Origin of the sequence: Pyxidicoccus trucidator (assembly GCF_010894435.1) — a bacterium.
GTDB classification, from domain to species: Bacteria; Myxococcota; Myxococcia; order Myxococcales; family Myxococcaceae; genus Myxococcus; species Myxococcus trucidator.
The window spans coordinates 172,633-192,800 of the sequence record NZ_JAAIXZ010000001.1; the positions used below are offsets into that span (position 1 = coordinate 172,633).

Genomic DNA, 20,168 nt, shown 5'->3' on the forward strand with positions numbered 1-20,168 from the left:
ACGAAGTGCGCGGCTCGATAGAGCCAAGCCTAAGGGGCCATACTTCAAGAGGAACTAATGAGCAGCATGCAGCAGGAAGCCCTTAGTCAGGACACTGCTCTTCGCCTGCTCTTGGAGCAGGTCAAACGGCTCTACCGGTCATCCCATGGACGCGAGCTTACTGCGCAAGATTGGTTGACCTTTCAGCGAACCGTCGAAGACTTCAACTGCGCTTCCGGATTCACTCTTCTTGGACCACCGGGCGCCCGAACCCTGCCCATTCTCTTTGAGCCGGCCAGTGTTCTCTTCGAAAGAATCGACCCCGCTAGGTCTGCAGCTCATCGTCGCGCCAGAACCATCCTTCAGGACTATGAGTTCATCTTTCAAATCGTTCGCCATGGAAGGCTGCCAAAGACGGGCGAAAAACTCATGTCCATCATCGCAGAAACGGCAGCAGAGCTGGGACTCACGCCTGGAATGGACCTCTCGCCATTCGAACACGAACTCAACGCTTTTGCGCAGCCGGACTTTCAGTTCCTCGGAGATCCAAGCTACTCGCGCGACGCCGACTTGTTCTTCTGCGAAGGTAAAGACACGCTCAGCATGAAGCTTCAGGACTCACACAAAATACGCGCTCACTTCACTCACAAGGAATGGAGAGTCTGCCTGTTGGGGGTCGACTGCTCGACCGAGCTCAAGTGCGAGGTCCGCGACGAACTAGCCCGTTTGCTTTTCGAGGTGTGGAAACGCGAGCCCGAGCAGCTCAAGCAGCCTCCACTGCAATGGGTCATCCATACACGCATCGACGGGCAAGGATGGACCACCGTTGATTCATGGGTGGCGCCAAACTGCGCGCCGCCACCGACAGAGGTCCGTTGACCTTCCGCCGAGGTGCATTCTCCATAGGGAAATCCAGCCAGAGCATGCGACATTGACCTACTCGATAGGCCGTAAGCGCCATCTGCATCCAACGTGGAGTGCCGTATGCGTATGTTGCCTGGGGCAATTGACCGAATGACGGGCTTGGTAGGAGCAGTCGGGTTGGCCGGATACACAGCCATCCTGCTGAAGTTGGCCTGTGGCTTGTGCCTACCCAATATTCGGTCGCCGCGTCCTAAAGCGCGCCAAAGCTCCATTCGGCAGCGCGTCAAGGCGAGTGAGGCGTGCGCGAAGGGCGTCATCAGCTCGGCATGTCTGCCGAGGCGGTATCTTCCCTGACACAGGGGGTACTCGGCGGAGGAGAAGCTGCGCCTGGTGGCCGAGTGCGAGGTGCCAGGGAGCAGCGTCTCCCTGGTGGCCCGCAAGTACGGCATCAGCTCCAGCCTGCTGTTCCGGTGGCGGCAGTTGAAGGAATCGGGCGGCGTGTCGGGGCTACAAGCCGTCAAGGCCGTGGTGCCCGAGTCCGAGGTGCAAGCGCTCAAGGCTCAGGTGCGCGAGTTGCAGCGGCTGCTGGGCAAGAAGACGCAGGAGGCCGAAATCCTCCGGGAGGTGGCCCGATGGGAGCGGGTGCGAAACAAAGAACGCGCCCAGGTTCGCTGGCGCTTCACCGTCCAGAGCGCTCGCACCAAGCTTGGGCGAGCGTATCCCTGGGCCCAGGCAGCAGCAGCCGCTGCCTGAACCCTTCAAAACCTCTGTGCCGAGCTACTAGTCGATCGATGCGAGCAACGTGTCCAAAGCCTCTACGCATTCTTGAACACGATCAGCATTGACCTTTACTTGCTGGCCGTGGACGTCGTAGTAGCCCTGATCCATGGCGGAGAGTGGCCGCCCCAAGTGCGCGGACACCACGCCCGCAGTGTTGAAGTCGCGCAAGGCAACAGCGTAGGCATCGCGGAAAGCTGCCAGCGTCTTCGGTTTCGCGGCACGTATCGTGAAGTAAGCGGGGTGGGTTGAATAGGCCGCGAACAACGTATCAGCCGTCGCGTCAGACAGAGATTTGAACGCGGTCGCCGCACCATCGTACTGCGTCAGTCTGTTACCCACAATAACGTGGATCGCAGGCACGGTCAGTCCGTGTTTCTGTGCCTGCGCCGCGTAAGTCCAGGTACCATAGATTGGATGTGGCGGCGTTTGGCCATGCAGCAATATGAACATTGCGTTGGTCGCCACCCGCGACGAATCATCGGCGTTGACCGGCGTAATCAGTCGTTGCGCAGCCGATACGGCAAGCTCCGTGTAGATAGAGAAACTCGGATTCGTATCAATGAAGACCATCCATTCCTCATCCTTCGCTTCGGCGATCTTGTCGATGAGGTTTGCGAAGATCTGATGAATCCACTTCCAAGGCTGTATAGTAGGCGTCAGCGCAGGCGCCGCTGCAGCAGCGGAAATAGCCGGCGCCATTGGTTCGAGATTGCCGTCCCCGCACAGCAGGAAAACATTATCAGGCATCAATTTATTATAGTCGTTAGCGCCAACAACATAGCGCCACGGGTTCGGCAGCGGGGCGCCGGCACCACCAGCTATCACAGTACTGAGATAGCCCACGACGGTCTTGGGTGTGGCCTCTGTACACAGGTCGAGAACGTGCTGCTCGCCTGCAGTTCCTCCGCCCAATAACATCATGCTGGAGTTCGCCTGGGGACAGAGATCGATGACCAAAACATTCACGTCCGGATGCGCCTCGGCGTACCTGGATGCCAAGTGGAACGCTATGGTGCTCTTTCCGACACCTCCCTTGTTGTTCCAGATCGCGTAGCTTCGCAGAACCGTCATTTTTCGGAATCCTTTCAGTGCGTGCTGGGAGCGGCCAGTGGGACTGGAAGTATATGCGGAATGGGGACGCCCTTGCAGGGCGGGCTGGAGCAGGGAGAGGGAGGTGGCCAGGGCCAGAAGGACGTGCGCCGCGCCGGTGGAGGGGCCAAGCAACCCGCTTTGGGCACACTTGTCCCTACCCCAAATTTAGTCGCTGCGTCACGGTAAGTGTCAAGAGTGCTCACCATCACCGGAATACGCAGCTACTGTAACGGCACCGGCATCGCACGGAAGCCCCACATACCAACATCACCACCGACCAACTGAGGATTACCTCACGAATTCTGCCGAACATCTGAAGCAGGCATCGAGTTCTTGGGACGCTGACCAGGGCCCGTCCACTTCAGCCATTCCCACGTATCCGGAATCCCAGAGGCGCGGAAGAAGAACAGTGGATCGGTTTCAGCCGTGCCTTGCAGGTTGGGATGGCCCGCCTTGTAACACGCCGTGCCTCCCGGAAGCCTATAGGCGAACCTCTCGACAGCGGCACTCCCCCACAGAAACCAAGTCGCATGAGGCCACGTCTCAGTGATGTGCTTCACGATCAGGCGGCGAACTGTCGTCCATGCCTTTCTGTGTGTATGCGGCTCGTCGACGCGCGTCGACAGGGACGTATTCAAAGGCAGAATTCCTACCTGCTGCCAGTAATCGAACAATTCTTCGGGTGCCAGCAGATAGAAGTCGCCGGCGTCAGCGGCCCTAGCCGCTTCCTTATAAGAAGGACGATGGGCGTGCTTGGTACTCCAGTCGGTGGCTGTCATGTAGAACAAACGCACCAGCGAGCGCACCGCTGCAGCTTCGTTGACGGAGCCATCGGCGTTTTCGGAGTAACGCTCCGCAAGGGCCATCCATGTCCTCAGGTTCCCAACTTCCAGGGCGAACCCGGTGGCTAGGCCGGCTTGGGAATACGGGTCCTGCCCAACGACCACGGCCTGCACTCTCGGCACCTGAAGGAACCGGAGGATGCAGTCCGGCAGCGGTGTACAAGTCCCTGCGTCGACATCAGCCGCAATCCGTTCTTCGGCCCTCTCGAGGGCATCTCGGAATTTGCGGTTGCCGGCAAGCGGCTGCCATGCCGGAGCATAAGGTACATTGATGTCGCAGAATCGAAGCGGCTCCTGGCGCAGTGCTCGTTTCCTGGCCATAGTCCGGCCCCCTTGGTTATTTGTGATTAACCGCCTACTCGCGAGAGTATCGGCAGGAAGGTACCTGTGCTTACCCCATCCGCGTCCGTTTGGCGCGATGGGGTGCGTGTTCCGGAGCATGCCGAGCACCGATTCCGGGCCAAGGTGAGCAGCGATTCCAGAGCAAGGTGAGCAGCAGTTCCGGGGATGCAGAGCAGGCCTTCCGGTGAAGCCGAGCACCTGCGGTGAGGGGGCGGTCGACAGGAGCGTTGACGGCGCCGGGCAGCAGCAGGCCACTCCGCCCTCCCGATTCGGAGGTGGAGATGGCGGCCAAGAGGCAGTCCGCGCAGCAAGTACGGGTAGACGGGATGCTCGGGATGGGGCCGGCTGGTGTGCGGACCCCGCGCCATGCCCTCCAGTCCCATGATGCGCATGAGCCGCTGCCCCCGCTTGCGGTTGACCTCATGCCCCTCGGCCCCGAGCGCCACCGTCATTCGCCGGCTGCCGTCGTAGGGGCGCTCGAGGTAGAGCGCGTCGATGCGACGCATGAGTTGCAGCTCCTCGTCGCTCACCTCGACGGGCTGGTAGTACACGCCATGGCGCTTGCCCAACTGCGCCAGGCTCTCCTTCTCCGCTGACTCCCATTACTCCAGAAGCCCGACAGACTGAGCCAGTCACCCATGCGAGTTCGTCAAGAAGTAGCGGGCACCTGCTTGGCGATATCGATGATCGCGGCGCGTACGAAGGCGCACGCCTCGTCGTCATCCAGCACGGCGGGCCAGAGCAGGTCCAGGCCGCCAACGGGGTGCGCGAAGGGGAAGGACGCGCTGCGAAGGTGCGGTCGCTGCCGCAGGACATGCGCCGCGAAGACATCGGGCAAGGTCGCTACCAACTGGCTGCCGTCAACGATGGCGCCGATCGCGCTGAAGCTCGCGACCGAGCAGCGGACGCGTCGCTCGACGCCGAACCTGTCCTCGACCGTGCCGCGGAGGTCTCCGTTGAAGGAGACGATGACGTGCTCCTGCGCGAGATACGCGCGCTTGCTGGGTCGCGCGCCGAGGTGCACGTGGCGCGGGTCGAACAGGCAGACGAAGTGGCCACGGATGAGAGGCGTTCGCAGAATGGCCTGCGGCAGCGTGTCGATGACCGTGGCCGCGAGGTCGACGCGACGGGTCGCCAGCGCCTCGACCACCGTGCGGAACTGGACCGGCGTGCAGACGAGCCGCATGTTGGGCGCGTCGCGCCCGAGCCGGCGCAGCAGCGGTGGCAGCAGCCATTCGTCCGCGAAGTCAGCGAGTCCGAGGCGGATGATCCGCTCGCTCTTGCGCGGATCGAAGCGCGCCGGTGCGAGCGAGGCCTGGAGCATCGCCTCGAGCAGAGGACGGACCTCGGTCACGAGACGTACTGCCCTGCTCGTCAAGATCACGCCGCGGCCGTGGCGCACGAGCATCGGCGTGTCCAGCGACTCGCTGAGCCGGGAGAGCGCCGCGCTCACCGCCGACTGCGTGAGGTAGAGCCGCGCGGCCGCTTTCGTGACCGAGCCCGCGTCGGCGACGGCGACGAGCACGCGCAGCAGGTTGAGGTCGAGACTCCTGGCACGAACAACGTTCATGATTGCCATGCATGCTATTTGCTAGTGTGAATCGTGGCCAGCGTTAGATTTGAGCCCATGACGAATACAGACAAACTCGGCGGCCGATTCACGTTCCCCGGCACATCGCTCACGGTGCACCGCATGGGCTACGGCGCCATGCAGCTCGCGGGCCCGCACGTCTGGGGACCGCCGCGTGATCCCGAAGCGGCTGCAGCGGTGCTACGCGAGGCGATCGCGATCGGCATTGACCACATCGACACGAGCGACGCCTACGGGCCACACGTCACGAATCAGCTCATTCACGCCACGCTGCATCCGTATCCCAAGAACGTCGTGATCGTGTCAAAGGTGGGTGGGCGGCGTGGCACGGACAGGTCGTGGCTCCCGGCGCTATCGCCCGCCGAGGTCCGCTCGGGCATCCAGGACAACCTGCGCAACCTCGGGCTCGACGCAATCGACGTCGTGAACTTGCGCATGATGAGCATGACGCCAACGGAGGGCCCTCTCGACAAAGAGCTCGCCGTCCTCATCGAACTCAAGCGTGAGGGGCTCGTTCGACACATCGGCCTCAGCAACGTGACGGCGCGTCAGGTCGAGCAGGCGCAAGCGCTCACCGAGATCGTGTGCGTGCAGAACCACTACAACCTGGCGCATCGAGGAGACGACGCGCTCATCGACGCGCTGGCGAAGCAGGGCATCGCCTACGTGCCGTTCTTCCCGCTCGGCGGCTTCACGCCGCTCCAGTCCTCGACGCTGTCGGAAGTGTCGAACGAGCTGGGCGCGACGCCGATGCAGGTCGCGCTCGCGTGGCTGCTGCACCGCGCGCCGAACATCCTGCTCATCCCGGGCACGTCGTCGGTCGCGCACCTGCGCGAGAACGTGGCTGCGGCGTCGCTCGTGCTGCCGGAGAAGAGCATCACCGCGCTCGACGGGATCGCGCGTTGACAGCTGCGCCTACCCAAAATTCGGTCGCTGCGTCATGGGTGCGTCAAGGGCAATTTCGGCAGTGCGTCAAGGCGGGTGAGCGAAGCGCGGGGAGGGCATCGTCAGCTCGGTGTGTCCGCCGAGGCGACAACCTCCCTGATACAGGGGGGGCCATTGCCCCCATATAGCCCCTCCGGCATCTCTAGGCGGGAGGGTAGCGGTCGATTTCATGCAACGGTGTCGCCCGGCCTGTCTCTTCCCATCAGGAGGGGGCGTTCATGCCCCCCATGACTCCTCGGGAGGACGACATGAAGGCGACGACGCGGTACCTGGTGCTTCTCTCCATGCTGGTGGTGGGCTGTGGTGGCTCGAACGAAGACGATGTGGACGAGGACACCAACTCGTTCCCCGAGACTATTGAGTGTGGCGACACAAGCTGCAAGCGCGCCACTCAATACTGCGCGACCATTGCAAGCGCTGAAACGAGCCATGTGTGTCTGAATAAGAAGGAGAGCTGCAAGAGCTGCGACTGCGTGGATATGGAAACAGACCTCGCCATCCAGACCGGGCGCCATGACTGCACCGCGACCGCCAGGCTCGATGTGTACTTCACATGCGCCTATTATGATGATGTGGACTATATCAAGACCTCCTGCACCGTACGTGCTCGCTGAGAGCACAAGACGGATAGGGACGAGGGACTCGTGGTGGATGTCGCGGGGCCTTCGAGCGCCGGGGCTCCTGGCTCATGCCAGCGGCGGGGTCACTTCGTTGCGGGCACGGGGTTGACGGTGGTGGCCTGGCGCGACGCCTGGAGCGCGGGAGGCGATGCCGTCAGCGAGCCCAGGTAGAGCCGGCCGTGGAAGCCGTGGGGCTGCTGGGAGGTGAAGAGGTTCAGGCCAGCGGCCTGCTTGGAGGACTGCCGTGCCTCGAGCGTCGGGCTGATGCCGAAGACGTTGCACTCCACCTCCTCGTCCCAGACGCTGTAGCGGCAGGCGAACTGGGTGCCGCGCTGGAAGCCCACGTCCAGGGCACGCACCGAGGGCAGGGCATGTGCCACGCGAGAGCCCATGGGCTCGAGGTCGCCATCCCAGCTCACCTCCGTGGTGCGCGCGTGGACGCTGCCCGTGAGCACCAGCGTCCAGGCCTGGGGGCGCTTCGACTGGGCGTTCAGCAGGTGCTGGGCCAGCTGCGCCTCGCGCTCATTGCCATGAGCCTTGTCGGAGTCGATGGCGGCCACGGCCACGTCCTTTCCGGAGACGCGCAAGCGGCGGGCCTGCTCGACGAGCCACAGCATGGCGCGGCTGCTGCGCCCGTCCTGGTATGTCCGGCGCCAGAAAGCGCTCCCCGCGAGAAGCTCCTGAACGGCCGCTGAATCGCCGTCGCTGGCGAGGTAGCGCTCGAGGAGCGGCTGCTCGGAGACGGGAATGGACAGCGCCAGTGTCACCGGCAGTTCCTGGGCCGTGGCCTCGCACACCATCCGCAGCGCCGCGAACGGCACCTCCTGCGTGCCCAGGGGGTCCGCCACGAGCAGGACGCCTCCCGCGGAGAACAGGGACGAGGCTCCCTCCACGGGAGCACCACACGCGGGAGCGGTGGAGGTGGCGGGGGTCCCCCCCTCCTCGCCCCAGCTCTCCATCACCACCGAGCGAATGGGAACGGGGGGATTGCCGCCCACCAGCTCCAGCGCGGGAGCCATCTCCAGCCGCTCCAGGAGCTTCTGCTCGATGCCCATGTCGCGGAAGCCGTGCGCCGGCCGGTAGCCCTCCAGCCCAGGGACATTGGTGAAGGCATCCGGCACGGACACGGACACGGAGAGCTGCTCGCTGGACCGACCGGAGGCCTCCGCGGCGAAGCTCCCCTCCTGGGTGTACCTGATGCGAAAGACTCGAACGAGTGCCTGCCGGGGCCCGAGCCGCTCTCCCTGGATGTAGTAGCGCTCGGGGGGGACGACGTCCGGAATGAAGGAGGAGAACATCTCCAGTCCCCCCTCCTTCTCCATCACGTCATAGCGGTTCTTCTCCAGGATGTACCGGGCCGTCATCATCGCGTCCTCGGCGGGCACCTGATAGACGACCTCGCGCGTGGGCGTCTCGTACCGACCCGTCTCCGGGTTGTACTGGGTGGCGATACCTCGCGTGGCGGTGGCGCATCCCACGCACCCCAGGAGCCCCAGCATCATTCCAAGCCGTCGCATCACTTCCTCCATGAGCCACAGGCACTGGAGGCAGGCTTGGGGCGCGTAGGACATATTGACATCGCCCGGTTGACGTTTGAAGTGGACCCCGTGCGCGCCCTGCTCGCTTCTGCGCGAATCGACATCCCGCTTGCCGTAGTGACGTCTCCCGGCCGGACACCCAGGAATCGGGCTTCGATGCCTCCACTGCCCGGCCGCAAGCGCCTCTACTTCAGCAGCGACGAGTACAACCCTTCGCGGCGCGGCAGCGCCCCGACTTCACCCGGCTGCGTATGCGCCTGCGGCGAGCGCGTCTGCGAGGCGGGGAAACCTGGGCTTGAAGCCGAGGTCTTCGCGGATGCGGCGACCGTCGAGGAGCACTTCAAAAGTACGCGCGAACTCAGCGTTCGAGCCGTCAGGCGGCGGCGCACCCACCGACGCGAACAGCGTGGCGAGGTCGGGGGCCTCGTCGTCGACGACGTTGTAGATGCGATGCGCAGGCGAAGGCGCCTCGAGCAGACGAGCGACGGCCTGTGCGACGTCGGCGTGGTGGCCAATCGACAGGCGTTGGGCCGGCGGGAAGCTGCGCATCATCGGTATCACCTCCTCGATGTGTGGATCGCCGTCGCCGTACACGAACGGCAGGCGAAGCACGCGCACGTCGAGCCCTTCGAGCGCGAGGAGGAAGCGCTCGGCTGCAAGCTTGCTCACCGGGTATGCCGCGGTCGGCGCGCAGGGGTCGTCCTCGCGGGCGAGGCGGCCACCATTCGAACCGTAGACCAGGCCGGTGCTCGTGAAGATGAAGCGCTTCACGGAGGCGGCACGGGCGGCGCTCGCGAGGTGCTGCGTGCCGAGGTCATTGACCGCGTGCGCTTGCTCGGGAGTCGCGCCGCGGAAGAACGCGGCGCAGTGGACCACGGCGTCGACGCCGCGCACCGTGGCCGCGAGCGAGTCCACATCGAGCAGATCGCCCTGGGCGAGCTCGACACGAGCTTCCTTCAGGGCGGCAGCGCGCGTCGGATCGCGCACGAGGGCGCGCACTTGATAGCCGCGCTCGGCGAGTCGCCTGGTGAGTCGACTTCCGATCTTTCCGGTCGCTCCGGTGACAAGGATTTTCATGTGCGGACCGTAGCCATCCGCGACTCGTCGAAGATTGGAAAAAACGGACACGCGCACCGACTCTTGCGCAACCGTCGCGCGCACGCCAAGGTCATCTCATGCACGCGAGCCCCGTTCACCACCGTTGCGTTGCGCCGAGCGCATCGACCGCGTCCGCCGTAGCGGCACTGGTCGTGGACGAGCGCGACCGCGACGTGCCGGGCGTCTTGATTCCGCGTCCGGAGGTCCAGCTCGTCGTTCGGTTCGGGCCGTTGGCGCGAAGGGGGCTCGACGCACACGCGTTGGGCGGAAGGCAGAGGGTGCATCGAAAGCTCATTCGCAGCGGGCAGCGGACCGTGACGGCGCGTCTTCACCTGGGCTCGCATGAGGCGGTGCTCGGCGTGCCGGCCTCCGCAATCGCCGGAGGCATCGTCGCGCTCGATGAGCTGTGGGGCGACGCCGCGACCCGGCGGCTCTTCGATCGGCTTGGCGACGCCCGCAACACGGCCGATGCGGCTGCAATCCTGGAGAGCGCGATCGCCGAACGCCTCGCGCTCGCGGACGGACGCCGCGCCCGCGCGCAACTCGCCCTCGCCGCCGCCGAGAGGCTGACGAGCGCCAATGTGAACGCCGTCGCCGTAGACCTCGGTGTGAGCGAGCGGCATCTCCGTCGCGTGTTCCGTGAAACCGTCGGCGTGAGCCCAAAGGCGTTCGCCAGGCTGACACGCTTCCATCGCGCGCTACGCGACGCGCTCGAGGACGATCACGCCAGCTGGGCGAGCATCGCCGCCGAAGCCGGCTACTACGACCAGGCGCATCTCATCGCCGAGTTCCGCGCGATCACGGGCGTGACGCCGCAGGGGTTTCTCGGCGAGCTCCGCGCGACTCCGTTGATCGGCTGACGCCGGGCTCGCCAAACAATCCGAGCCGGTGCGATCAGCTCTCCGATGCGTGGAGTGATGCCGCCGCCAGGAAGCGCGCTTCTCCTGGCGGCCGCGTCACTCCACGATGAACCCAACTCCAGAGTCACAGCGTCTTGAGGTACTCGATGAGGGCCAGACGCTCCGGGTCGGTGAGCACGGAGTTGAACTCGTGTCCGCCGTCATCCTGGCCGAAGGCGTTGGTGTTGTAGATCTTCCGGTCCTCGAGTTGCTGCCGCGTGCGGGTGGGCGGGGCGAGAACGTTCCAGGTGACAACCAGGTTGCTGAAGAGCACGTTCATCAGCTCCTGCGCCAGGGGTGTACGGAACTCGTCGCCCGGCTGGCAGTTGATGTACGGCGACACCGTTGGATTCAGGGGCGTGCGCCACTTGCAGGGGATGGTGTCGTACTTCCAGCCGAGCCTGGTGGAGTCGTAGGCGCGTTGCAGGTCCGTGTCGAAGCCCATGATGACCAGCGGCTGGTCCCAGCGCGGTGGCGCGGAGACCCGGCGCCAGATGGGCTTGCGGTCGGCGGGCTTGAGCACCTCCCAGACGTTGGGAACCGAGCCGTTGTGGAAGTACGGCGCGGTGGCCCAGACACCGTACAGCGGCGGCGCGAGGTAGCCGAGCTCACGATTGCCACGGATGTGCGGCTGGTTCTGCGGACCACAGTCGTTGGCGGTGCCAGCCGTTGAGGGATAACCGAAGAAGTTCTTGGCGCCCGCGGACTGCACCGCCGCGTTGTTGGTATTCACCCGGACCGGGTCGGTCCCGATGATGCGCAGCGGGACGATGTAGCTCGCCATGCCCTCCAACTCCGGCTTCGCAAGGAAGGCCGGGTCCTTGACGTAGCGAGGCGAGTAGGCCCCATGGCAGCTCGCGCACGAGCCGTTGCCCTGCGGCCGCGGCACGGTGTTGTTGCGCTCCGGTGCCCACATGTCGAGCTTGTGGAACAGCACCGCCCCCTGCTCGGCCAGCGCCTGGTTGAGGGGCAACGGATAGGGCGGTGACTTGAGGGAATCCACCCAGGTGTTGAGCGCCGGGCCGTTGTCCCGCATCCAGTCCTGTCCCGCTTCGCTCACCGGCCCCCCGGCGCTTCCGAACAGGCCGATGAACGGCGTGTAGAACACCATGTCCACGCGCGGCGCATCCATTGGGAAGACGCCGTCGACGAACTTCACTGGCCGGTGCCCCATGTTCCACCAGGCGGGCGTATCCATTCCGGCGGTCGACCCGGAGTTGATGAGGCCAATCACCTCGGAAGGCGTCAGCAGATTCTCGTCCGGGAACAGGAAGGCGAGGTTGATGTCGCTGGCGTTGTTGGTGCCACGGGTGCGGTTGAGGTTCAGGAACGTGGCCAGCGACGCCGGGTAGCCCAGGGGCAACAGGTCACTCAGGAACAGGTCCAGGTCCGCCAGGCTGCTGCCGCCGCCCACCTGCACCCCGAGGCCCGGGCCATCTCCGGGCTTGCCCACCATGCCGCTGTGGCAGGCGTGACAGGTGACACCGATGCGGCCGCTCCAGCTTCCGTCCGGTTTGCGAAGCTGCGTGAGCATCTGCGGAAGCTGCCCGCTCCCGCCATTGGAGAGATTCGGAAGCTGCCCGGGCAACGGATAGGGATTGCGCGCGGTGCTCAGCCCCGACCCGTAGCGCTGGGAGACCAGGGCGTCGAAGTTGTCGGGACGAAAGGGAAAGCCCCAGACGCGCCACAGCTCGTTGTACTGCGCCGCGGTGAAGGTGGCGATGCCGAACGCCGACTCGGGCAGCGTGTAGTTGGTGCCGGTAAACAGCACGCCCACGCCGGGATGGCCGTTGGTCAGCAGCCCCTCGCCATGAGCGAAGCGCGCGCGCAGCTCGCCACAGGTCCTCGCCGCTCCTTGCTCTTGCACTGCCTCCGGGTCGACATGACAGTTCTTCCAGTAGGCATTGAAGTGCACCGCCCGACCATCACTGATACCGGGCTGCACCAGGGTTCGAGGGTCCACCGGCAAGAGCGCACTGTCCGGCTTGCCATAGCAGAAATCCCACTGCACCGAGCCGCCTCGACTGCTCCCCAGCAAATCACTCGCGGCACTGACGCCAGGCACCGCCAACGTCGCCATGACAGACAGCATGCGAACGAATGGCACGGCGGCCCTGCTTCTTACGAACGGCATTCTCTCGACGGGCATGAGTTCCTCCTGCTTCGCGGTGTGCGCCCGCTTCGCCACCGCCACGGCGCGGTGGGAAGCAGGTGGAACCCACCACGGAGCCACCATCACGTCGGCGGCGACCGCAGCGGGCTTTTCTGACGGCGAGGCAGAAGAAGCGCGCGGAGGTTCATCGTCGGGCGCCTCGCTGAGCGCGTCCGCCAAGCCATGCTCACGGCGCCCATGTCGCGCGCCCCGGACTGGGGGAGCACGAGGCTTGCGACCCGCTCGGCGACCGAATGGGTCTCTCGCCCTGTCATGGCGTGGCTTTGCGGCGCATCGTCGTCGAGACGATAGGCCGTTGTTGGCACTCCGTCAATAACGGATGACCAGAGCTTCAAGGCAGCCCTATGGCAGCGGTTGCCCTCTCTGCCAAGCTGAGTGAGACAGCAGCCTGAAGAAGCGCGGCCCGCCGGCGAAGGTGCCCGACGCGAGCGCCCGGCGAGTCGCCGAGCAGGAGAAGGAACTGGCACGGGCCCAGGTGCGGCTCAAGCGCGCCGAGGCCCTGCTGGACCTCCAGAAAAAGCATCGGAAATCCTGGGAGTGGAGTTGCCCAAGCCCGACGAGGAGCCCTGATGCGCGTGGCGGTGCGGCTCGAACAAGGCATCCAGCCACTCGGGACTCAAGGCACGCTGCATGTAGCTGTTCGCCGTGCCCCGTCCTGGGTTCGAACTGCCCCTCGCTCTGGCAACGCCCCCGTCCTGACCAGCTCGGTGTCGGGACGGGGTGCAGCGAGCAGTAACGAAGGTGATGCGCTACGACCAAGTCAATGACTCGGCCATGGACGTCCGCCGCTGAGCCCGCGGCGCCCGAGCGTGCAGAGAGGTCAAGGACAGCCGCAGAACCAGTACTCGGAGAAGGGCAGCCCCGTGCACCCGCTCTCGACAATCCTCCCGTCACAGTAGTGATACGCCAGGCCGCAATTCACACCGTTGTCGTAGAAGTACTGGGCATAGTGGACCTGGTTGTGACTGCACATCGCCATGGCGCTCACCTCGTCCCGGGACTCGGGCGGAGCGGCAGGGAGCGTGGCGTCGTCCGGGGCCTCCTCCATCCCGCCCCCGCAACCCGCGACCAGCCCTGCAAACATTAGCGCTCCGATCAATCCTCGCATGCATCCTCCTGGTGTGAAGCCTCGTGAGAGGCACACAGAGGATAGCTCGGATTCTGGGATTGAATAGTGGTTCGTCCTGCCCATCTCTGGCGGTTGGTACGCCAGGCCCCAAAATCCCAGGCGCGAGCCACAACGTGATGGGCCGCCCGGTGCACTGGCAATCGGAGTACCGTCGTGCCTGGAGGCTTCATGAATCCCCATCGCACCCTTGCCCTCTTCGTGGCCGCCACCGCAGCCGTATGCGCGACGGGCTGCGTGCGCCGCGCCGACCCCTCCCCTGCCGTGCCAGCCCCGAGCGCGAAAGCCGCCGGGGCCCCAGTCACGCTCCACGTGCTCGCGCTCAAGGCCTATGTGTACCGGGAGCCCCACCGTCAGGCGCCTCCCTCCGTGTCGCTGCCCATCTCGACGTCTGTCGTCGTGGCCGCGGACACGACCCGGAGCGCGGACGGAGTGTCCTTCCGGCGCATCGTGGGCGGTCCGGGTGACGGCGGGTTCGTTGCCCAGGAGGACCTGGGCGACGCGCCTCCGACAGCGTGGCAAAGCCTCGAACAGGCACGCACCCTGCTGGGCGAAGGCAAGCTGGACGCGGCCGTGGCCTGGGGCGAGCGGTCGGCCGCGCTCGATGCTTCATCACGTGAAGCGTGGGACCTGCTCGCGGCCATCCATGATGCGCGCGGGGACGTCGTCCAGGCGCGGGCGGTCTACGCCCGTCGCTCGCGGCTTCCCGCGCAGCCTGCTCCCGTGGAGGAAGTGGCTTCGGGCTCCCGCGCCGCCGCGGGCGAGCAGCGGTACATCGCCGCGACGAAGCTGCGCGTGCGCGCGAGTCCCTCCCGCACGGCGAAGGTCGTCTCCGAGCTTGTCCTGAACACGCCGGTCGACGTGCTCGGGCTGGAGGGAGACTTCGCGAAGGTCGCTTGGACGTCCCAGTCCAAGGACGTATGGATCGTCGACCTCTCCGCCGACGCAGCCCGGAGCGCGGAGGAGGCCGCCGAGCGGAGGATGGGCTACGTGGGCGCAGACTACCTCGTGTCCAAACCCTCCACGCGCGAGGAGCTCCTGGCACGCGCCGCGGAGGCAGAGCCTGAAGGCCGCTTTGTCGAGGCGGCGAGGGCCCTGGAGCGCGCCTCCCTCGTCACCCCGAATGATGGCACGCTGCTCGGGCGGCTGACGCGCGTCGCAGCCTCGGCGAAGCTCTATCCCCTTGCCGCCAGCGCCGCGCTGAAGACGGTGGCCCTCGCGTCCACCCCCGCCTCCTCCGGACGGCAGACGAACGGGCCCGTGGAGATGGCGATGTACTTCGGATGTGTCCGGCCGCCCCCCCTGGAGCCTGAAAGCGCCTGCACCGCGAAGTTCGACTCGCTGGGCACGTGCGCGCCCTGCGGCCCGGCGAGCTCGGAAATCGACAGAACGGGGAATGAGACGCCGGAGGAGTTGGAGGAGATGCAGCGAAGCGACGAGGCCAATCAGGAAAGCCACCGGGAGTCGCTCGCGGAGCATACGAAGGAGAAGCAGCAACTGGCGAAGGAGACCTCGGCGCTGCGGCGCAAGTTTCCCAGTGGTCCCTGGGTGCGAGCGCGCATCCAGGGCTCCCGCGAGCTGAATGCGAAGGGCAGCCGGGTGTTCGTGTACGCGCTCTCGTTCGGCGTCACGAGCGCATGCGACTCGCACACCAGCCGCATCGGCTACGACGCAATCCGATTTCCCGTGGAGGCGCGCCCCTGGCCCGACGAAGGCGAGTCGCTCGAGGTATGGGCCACGGGCGGCGGCTACGAGAACGTCCTCTACGGCGTCGTCGCGGCGGCGGCCAAAGAGGAGGCCCGGGACCTCATCCGAGGGGACCGGACCCCTTCTGGCAACACCTACTACCTCGGCTCCCCCGAGGACATGGTGCCCAAGCCCTTCATCGCCGGCCCCTGGCATGACTGTGGTTGCTGCGGGTGTTGAGGTGCCTGCTGGCTGGAAACGGTGTCGCCCGGCCTGTCTCTTCCCGTCAGGAGGGGGCGTTCATGCCCCCCATGCAGCGACGCTTGCTCACGCCGACCGAACCAGCGCAACCGCGTCGGGGCCCGCGGGGAAACGGAGCTTCTCCGACGTGTCGTTCGCGGCGTGCCAGACCGCTTCGGCCACGTCGGACTCGCGCGTCACCGCGGCCGGCTGCCCGAATGAGGCGAAGATGCGCTGTGCGAAAGGCGCATACGCCTCGGGGAACAGCCCTTCCATGCGGGGGCCGCCGTTGCTCGTGAAACGGGTGCTCGGGCAATAGCCCGGCTCGACGAGCTTCACGCGCAGGTTGAAGGCCTCGAGCTCGAACGCGAGCGACGCCGTGAACCCTTCGATGGCCACCTTGCTCGCGGTATACACAGCCACCAGCGGCATCGGCGCCAGCGTCGCGCTGGACGTCACGTTCACGACCACTCCCGACCTGCGTGCGCGAAACCGGGGCAGCACCGCCTGCGTCATTGCCATCACCCCGAAGACGTTGGTCTCGAACACGTCACGCACCGTGGCCATCGGCGTGGCCTCGAAGGCCCCCATGAGCCCGATGCCCGCGTTGTTGACGAGCACGTCGATGGGCCCGCTCGCCTCCAGCGCCGCCGCGATGCTCTCGGGCTTCGTCACGTCGAGCGGCACCACGCGCAGCCGGTCCGAACGAGGGAGGACGTCCTCGCGTGGCGTTCGCATGGTAGCGACCACGTTCCAGCCCTGCGCGTGAAAGTGGCGCGCGGTCTCGAGTCCGTAGCCGGAGGAGCAACCCGTGATGAGCACCGTCTTCATGACCACCCTCCCGCGTTGAGCAACAGGCCAGCCAGTTCGTCGCCTCTTCCCGGAAGAGCAGTCATTGTCGCCCGGAATCCGTACGTTGCCTTCATGTCGACTCCTTGCCGCGATTCGCGCGGCGTCGATGGTCCCAAGGTACTTGCGGCCGACAGGACTCTCCACCACGTATGGTCCGTATTTCTTTTGCTAGAGTCCGGCCATGACCGACCCGCTCTCGGAAGTCATCGCCCTGCTTCAGCCACGAGCCGTCTTCTCGAAGGGCATCAGCGGAGCGGGCCGCTGGGGTGTTCGCTACTCGGACTTTGGCCAGCCGAGCTTCTGTGCCGTGCTCGAAGGGCGCTGCCGACTCGCTGTCGACGGCCAGCCCGCCCTCACGCTCGAGGCGGGCGATTTCGTACTCCTGCCGGCGACGCCGGGCTTCACCATGTCCGGCTTCGAGCCGGTGACCCCCGAGCGCATCGACCCCAAGGTGACGCCCTCTCCGAAGGGTGAGGTGCGTTACGGCACGCGTGGCGGCCGTCCCGACGTGCGCCTGCTCGGCGGTTACTTCGTCTTCGACTCGCCTGACGCGGCCCTGATGGTGTCATTGCTCCCGGCCCTGGTGCACGTGCGCGGCGTGGAGCGGCTCTCCGTGCTGGTACGACTCGTCGGCGACGAGACGAGCGAGCAGCGCTCGGGCCGCGACCTCGTGCTCACGCGGCTCGTGGAGCTACTGCTCATCGAGGCGCTGCGGTCGACCTCGAGCGACGACGCGCCTCCGGGGCTCCTGCGCGGCCTGGCGGATGCGCGGCTCGCACCCGCGATACGGCAGATGCACGGTCACCTCACGCGGCCATGGACGGTGGCGCAGCTCGCGAAGAGCGCGGCGCTCTCGCGCTCGGCGTTCTTTGATCGCTTTACGCGCACCGTGGGTCTGCCCCCGATGGAGTACCTGCTGGACTGGCGGATGGCCGTTGCGAGGGGGCTGCTTCGCCGCCGGGAACTCGCCATCGCCGAGGTCGCCGAGCGCGTCGGGTACAGCTCGGCGAGCACCTTCAGCACGGCGTTCAGTCGACACGTGGGCCAGTCTCCGGGCCGCTATGCGCGGGCAATGTAGTAGCGCGGGTACTCGCGCAGCAGGCGTCGAGCGTGGGACACCGTGCTGCACTCGGCACCTCTCGAGTCCCCCAGCGACTCCAGAGCGCGGTGGCGAAGCCGAGCGCTGCTCTCGCAGCGGAGGCCGAGAGGAGGCGCTCTCGCTGCGTTCACGGCCGTAGGCCGGTGAGCGCGAGGCGCAGCACCCGGCGCGCGGTGAGCGGCTCGTCTTCGTTGGCGACGGCGATCGCGTTCGCCAGCATCATCAGGTCCTCCGTTGTGACGCCAGCGTGAATCGCGCCCGCCGATAGCGCCCGTGCCACCAGAACGTTCAACACTTCGAGCAGCATGTCGGTGCAGCAGATTTCTTCGGCCGAGAGGCCATCCGGGCCGGTCAGCAGCGCAGCGGCGAGCCCGCGGTGGGTCGCCGTGTAGACCGTCAGTTCCTCGAGCCAGGTCGCCAACTCGGAGACGGGGTCCTCGCCCGGTTGCGCGGCTGCCCGCGCACAGAGCTGCGCGACGCCATCGCGGAATACCGCCTCCAACAGCGCCTGCCGCGACGGGAAGTGCCGGTGCAGGGTCGCCGAGCCTACCCCCGCGCGCCGCGCGATCTCCTCGAGCGACGCCTGTGCGCCATCCCTGCCGACCAGCTCCGCGGCGGCCGCGACAATCCGCTCCCGGTTGCGTCGCCCGTCCGCTCGCAACGGCTTCACACGCTCCACTGCGATGTTCTCCTCAGGTGAACCTTCCTTGACAAACGGGGTACCCCTCCATATTCAACCACGAAAATAAACGGTGGGGTCCCCCACTTACGAAAGGAGCTGCCCATGAGCAGCACCGCTCCCGTTCTCGTCACCGCCGCCACAGGGCGGCAGGGCGGCGCCACCGCCCGGGCGCTGCTGGCCGAAGGCAGCACCTCGGTGCGCGTGATGGTGCGCAATCCAGAGGCGCCAAACGCCAAGGCCCTCGCGGCGGCTGGCGCCGAGGTGGTCGTCGGGGACCTCGACGAGCCGGCGTCGTTGCGCGCCGCCTGCGCCGGGGCGCGGGCGGTCTTCTCGATGCAGTCGCCGATCCTCTCCGCGACCGGTGTCGACTACAGCAAGGAGCGCCAGCAAGGGAGGAACCTCGTCGAGGCCGCGCTTGCCGAAGGCGTCGGGACGTTCGTGCACACCGCGACGTCCGGTGTCGGCGACCACCGCAACGTCGAGGGCTGGGCGGAGGGGCGCTGGAAGTCGCACGAGGAGTACTGGGAGAACAAGCTTGCCACCTGCGACCTCGTACGCAACGCGGGTTTCAAGAGCTGGACCCTCATCCTGCCCGCCACCTTCATGGATCAACCCATGTTGGATCCCGCCTGCTTCGTCGACGGGCGCCGGTTGCTCACGGTGATCAGGACCGACCTGCCCATCGCGCTGGTCGCGCCGGAGGACATCGGCAAGGCGGGCGCGGCGGCGATCAACGCTCCCGCGACGTTCAACGGAGTGACGCTGCAGCTCGCGGGTGACCTGCTCACGCTTCCTCAGGTCGCCGAGGTCCTCTCGCGCCTCGACGGCAAGGAGTACGTCGTCCAGTCCGGCACGGTCGAGGAGGCCGTCGCGGCCGGCCTGCATCCCGGCGTGGCGCGAGGCCTGACGTACATGAACGTCGCCCCGGTGCTGGCACGACCCGAGCTCGCGCGTTCCTACGGCCTTTCGCCCACGAGCTTCGAGACCTGGGCGCGCCAGCGTCGCGAGCTGACCTGACCGCCGGCCTGAACCTGTCCCCTGTGTTCACCTACTCCGGCTTTGCGCCGGCCCGGGGCGCGCCCGCAGCGGGGGCGCGTGGTGGCGCTGGCATCCGCTCACACCACGCACGCACCTCGCACTGGCCGCTTACATTCGTTCGCCGGGCAATTGGCTGGCTTGCTTCACCCAGGCGGCGAACTGGGCTTCGTCGAGCTTGTCGTCCTCGCGGATGTCGAGGTAGCGCGTTTCCTTTTGCTTGGACTCGCCGGGGGGGACAGGACGCAGCGACATGCCGCGGAAGAAGGCCACCTTGACGTACTTCGTGAAGCAATGGATGCCGAGGAACCAGCCCTGGCCCTCGACTCCGTACATCGGCGAGTTCCATTTGACCGCCTTGCTCACGCTGGGGACGGTGCGCACGATGAGCGCATCGAGGCGGCGCCCGACGTCGCTTTTCCAGCCCGGCATGGCCGCGATGAAGGCCTGCACGGGAGCGTCGCCGTAGCCCTTCGCAATCTGAGGATTGCCGCCAGAGAGGAGGACAGGCTTTGCGGCCACCGCGGGGCCCTTGCTCCTGGTTGCGGTGGCGGCCTTCGTGGGCTTGCGGGCAGATGACCTGGCGACCGCCTTGCGCGGTTTGGCAGCCTTCGTAGCGCCTCGCTTGGCGGCGGCCTTCTTTGCGACCTTCGCCGACTTCTTGGATGTCTTGCCGACCATTGGG

17 protein-coding genes and 2 pseudogenes are annotated in these 20,168 nt (G+C 66.1%); 8 read left to right on the forward strand and 11 right to left on the reverse strand.

Annotated features, from left to right (window positions below):
- Nucleotides 1-57 precede the first annotated feature (57 nt).
- Both G4D85_RS00775 and G4D85_RS49125 read left to right on the forward strand, forming a co-directional pair.
- Nucleotides 58-858, forward strand: coding sequence for a hypothetical protein (locus tag G4D85_RS00775; protein ID WP_164006922.1), 801 nt, complete (start codon nt 58-60; stop codon nt 856-858).
- A 342-nt stretch (nt 859-1,200) separates the two neighbouring features.
- A pseudogene (locus tag G4D85_RS49125) lies at nt 1,201-1,467 on the forward strand (transposase); the annotation flags it as partial.
- Between the two features lie 156 nt (nt 1,468-1,623).
- Here G4D85_RS49125 and G4D85_RS00785 read toward each other — a convergent pair.
- From G4D85_RS00785 to G4D85_RS00800, 4 genes and pseudogenes are all read right to left on the reverse strand, one after another.
- Complete coding sequence (locus tag G4D85_RS00785; RefSeq protein ID WP_205525373.1) at nt 1,624-2,694, reverse strand: ParA family protein; 1,071 nt, start codon at nt 2,692-2,694, stop codon at nt 1,624-1,626.
- A 314-nt stretch (nt 2,695-3,008) separates the two neighbouring features.
- Nucleotides 3,009-3,878, reverse strand: coding sequence for a uracil-DNA glycosylase family protein (locus tag G4D85_RS00790; protein ID WP_164006927.1), 870 nt, complete (start codon nt 3,876-3,878; stop codon nt 3,009-3,011).
- 305 nt (nt 3,879-4,183) lie between these two features.
- Nucleotides 4,184-4,438: pseudogene (locus G4D85_RS49130) on the reverse strand (IS3 family transposase); the annotation flags it as partial.
- A gap of 110 nt (nt 4,439-4,548) precedes the next feature.
- A complete protein-coding gene (locus G4D85_RS00800; protein ID WP_240358993.1) occupies nt 4,549-5,478 on the reverse strand; it encodes a LysR family transcriptional regulator in 930 nt (309 codons plus the stop codon).
- A gap of 48 nt (nt 5,479-5,526) precedes the next feature.
- Between G4D85_RS00800 and G4D85_RS00805 the strand changes: the two genes are divergently transcribed.
- Entirely contained in the window at nt 5,527-6,396 is an 870-nt protein-coding gene (locus G4D85_RS00805; RefSeq protein WP_164006930.1) for an aldo/keto reductase family oxidoreductase, read from the forward strand.
- Between the two features lie 287 nt (nt 6,397-6,683).
- Nucleotides 6,684-7,049 carry a hypothetical protein gene (locus G4D85_RS00810; protein WP_164006667.1) on the forward strand — a complete coding sequence of 122 codons (366 nt, stop codon included), beginning with the start codon at nt 6,684-6,686 and terminating at the stop codon, nt 7,047-7,049.
- Between the two features lie 89 nt (nt 7,050-7,138).
- Here the strand turns inward: G4D85_RS00810 and G4D85_RS00815 are convergent, their stop codons facing one another.
- Both G4D85_RS00815 and G4D85_RS00820 read right to left on the reverse strand, forming a co-directional pair.
- Entirely contained in the window at nt 7,139-8,572 is a 1,434-nt protein-coding gene (locus tag G4D85_RS00815; RefSeq protein WP_240358994.1) for a hypothetical protein, read from the reverse strand.
- A 258-nt stretch (nt 8,573-8,830) separates the two neighbouring features.
- Entirely contained in the window at nt 8,831-9,670 is an 840-nt protein-coding gene (locus G4D85_RS00820) for an NAD-dependent epimerase/dehydratase family protein (RefSeq protein WP_164006933.1), read from the reverse strand.
- Between the two features lie 173 nt (nt 9,671-9,843).
- On the opposite strand from G4D85_RS00820, the gene G4D85_RS00825 reads away from it, so the two are divergent.
- The gene (locus tag G4D85_RS00825; protein WP_240358995.1) at nt 9,844-10,551 is read left to right on the forward strand and encodes a helix-turn-helix domain-containing protein; all 708 of its coding nucleotides are present in this window, start codon (nt 9,844-9,846) and stop codon (nt 10,549-10,551) included.
- Nucleotides 10,552-10,675: 124 nt separating this feature from the next.
- Here the strand turns inward: G4D85_RS00825 and roxB are convergent, their stop codons facing one another.
- Entirely contained in the window at nt 10,676-12,697 is a 2,022-nt protein-coding gene (gene roxB, locus G4D85_RS00830) for a rubber dioxygenase RoxB (protein ID WP_240358996.1), read from the reverse strand.
- Between the two features lie 886 nt (nt 12,698-13,583).
- On the reverse strand, nt 13,584-13,871 hold the full coding sequence (locus G4D85_RS00835; protein WP_164006938.1) for a hypothetical protein: 288 nt from the start codon (nt 13,869-13,871) through the stop codon (nt 13,584-13,586).
- A gap of 189 nt (nt 13,872-14,060) precedes the next feature.
- On the opposite strand from G4D85_RS00835, the gene G4D85_RS00840 reads away from it, so the two are divergent.
- Nucleotides 14,061-15,815 (forward strand): tetratricopeptide repeat protein, encoded by a 1,755-nt coding sequence (locus tag G4D85_RS00840; protein ID WP_164006940.1) that lies wholly within the window; start codon nt 14,061-14,063, stop codon nt 15,813-15,815.
- An 87-nt stretch (nt 15,816-15,902) separates the two neighbouring features.
- Here the strand turns inward: G4D85_RS00840 and G4D85_RS00845 are convergent, their stop codons facing one another.
- On the reverse strand, nt 15,903-16,646 hold the full coding sequence (locus tag G4D85_RS00845; protein WP_205525374.1) for an SDR family oxidoreductase: 744 nt from the start codon (nt 16,644-16,646) through the stop codon (nt 15,903-15,905).
- Nucleotides 16,647-16,848: 202 nt separating this feature from the next.
- Here G4D85_RS00845 and G4D85_RS00850 point away from each other — a divergent pair, with 202 nt between their 5' ends.
- The gene (locus tag G4D85_RS00850) at nt 16,849-17,745 is read left to right on the forward strand and encodes an AraC family transcriptional regulator (RefSeq protein WP_164006942.1); all 897 of its coding nucleotides are present in this window, start codon (nt 16,849-16,851) and stop codon (nt 17,743-17,745) included.
- A gap of 148 nt (nt 17,746-17,893) precedes the next feature.
- Here the strand turns inward: G4D85_RS00850 and G4D85_RS00855 are convergent, their stop codons facing one another.
- The gene (locus tag G4D85_RS00855; RefSeq protein WP_164006944.1) at nt 17,894-18,445 is read right to left on the reverse strand and encodes a TetR/AcrR family transcriptional regulator; all 552 of its coding nucleotides are present in this window, start codon (nt 18,443-18,445) and stop codon (nt 17,894-17,896) included.
- A 105-nt stretch (nt 18,446-18,550) separates the two neighbouring features.
- On the opposite strand from G4D85_RS00855, the gene G4D85_RS00860 reads away from it, so the two are divergent.
- Nucleotides 18,551-19,465: an NmrA family NAD(P)-binding protein gene (locus tag G4D85_RS00860; RefSeq protein WP_164006946.1), complete on the forward strand. Its 915-nt coding sequence runs from the start codon at nt 18,551-18,553 to the stop codon at nt 19,463-19,465.
- Nucleotides 19,466-19,594: 129 nt separating this feature from the next.
- On the opposite strand, the gene G4D85_RS00865 is transcribed toward G4D85_RS00860, so the two are convergent.
- Nucleotides 19,595-20,164, reverse strand: coding sequence for a DUF1801 domain-containing protein (locus G4D85_RS00865; RefSeq protein WP_164006948.1), 570 nt, complete (start codon nt 20,162-20,164; stop codon nt 19,595-19,597).
- Between the last annotated feature and the right edge of the window lie 4 nt (nt 20,165-20,168).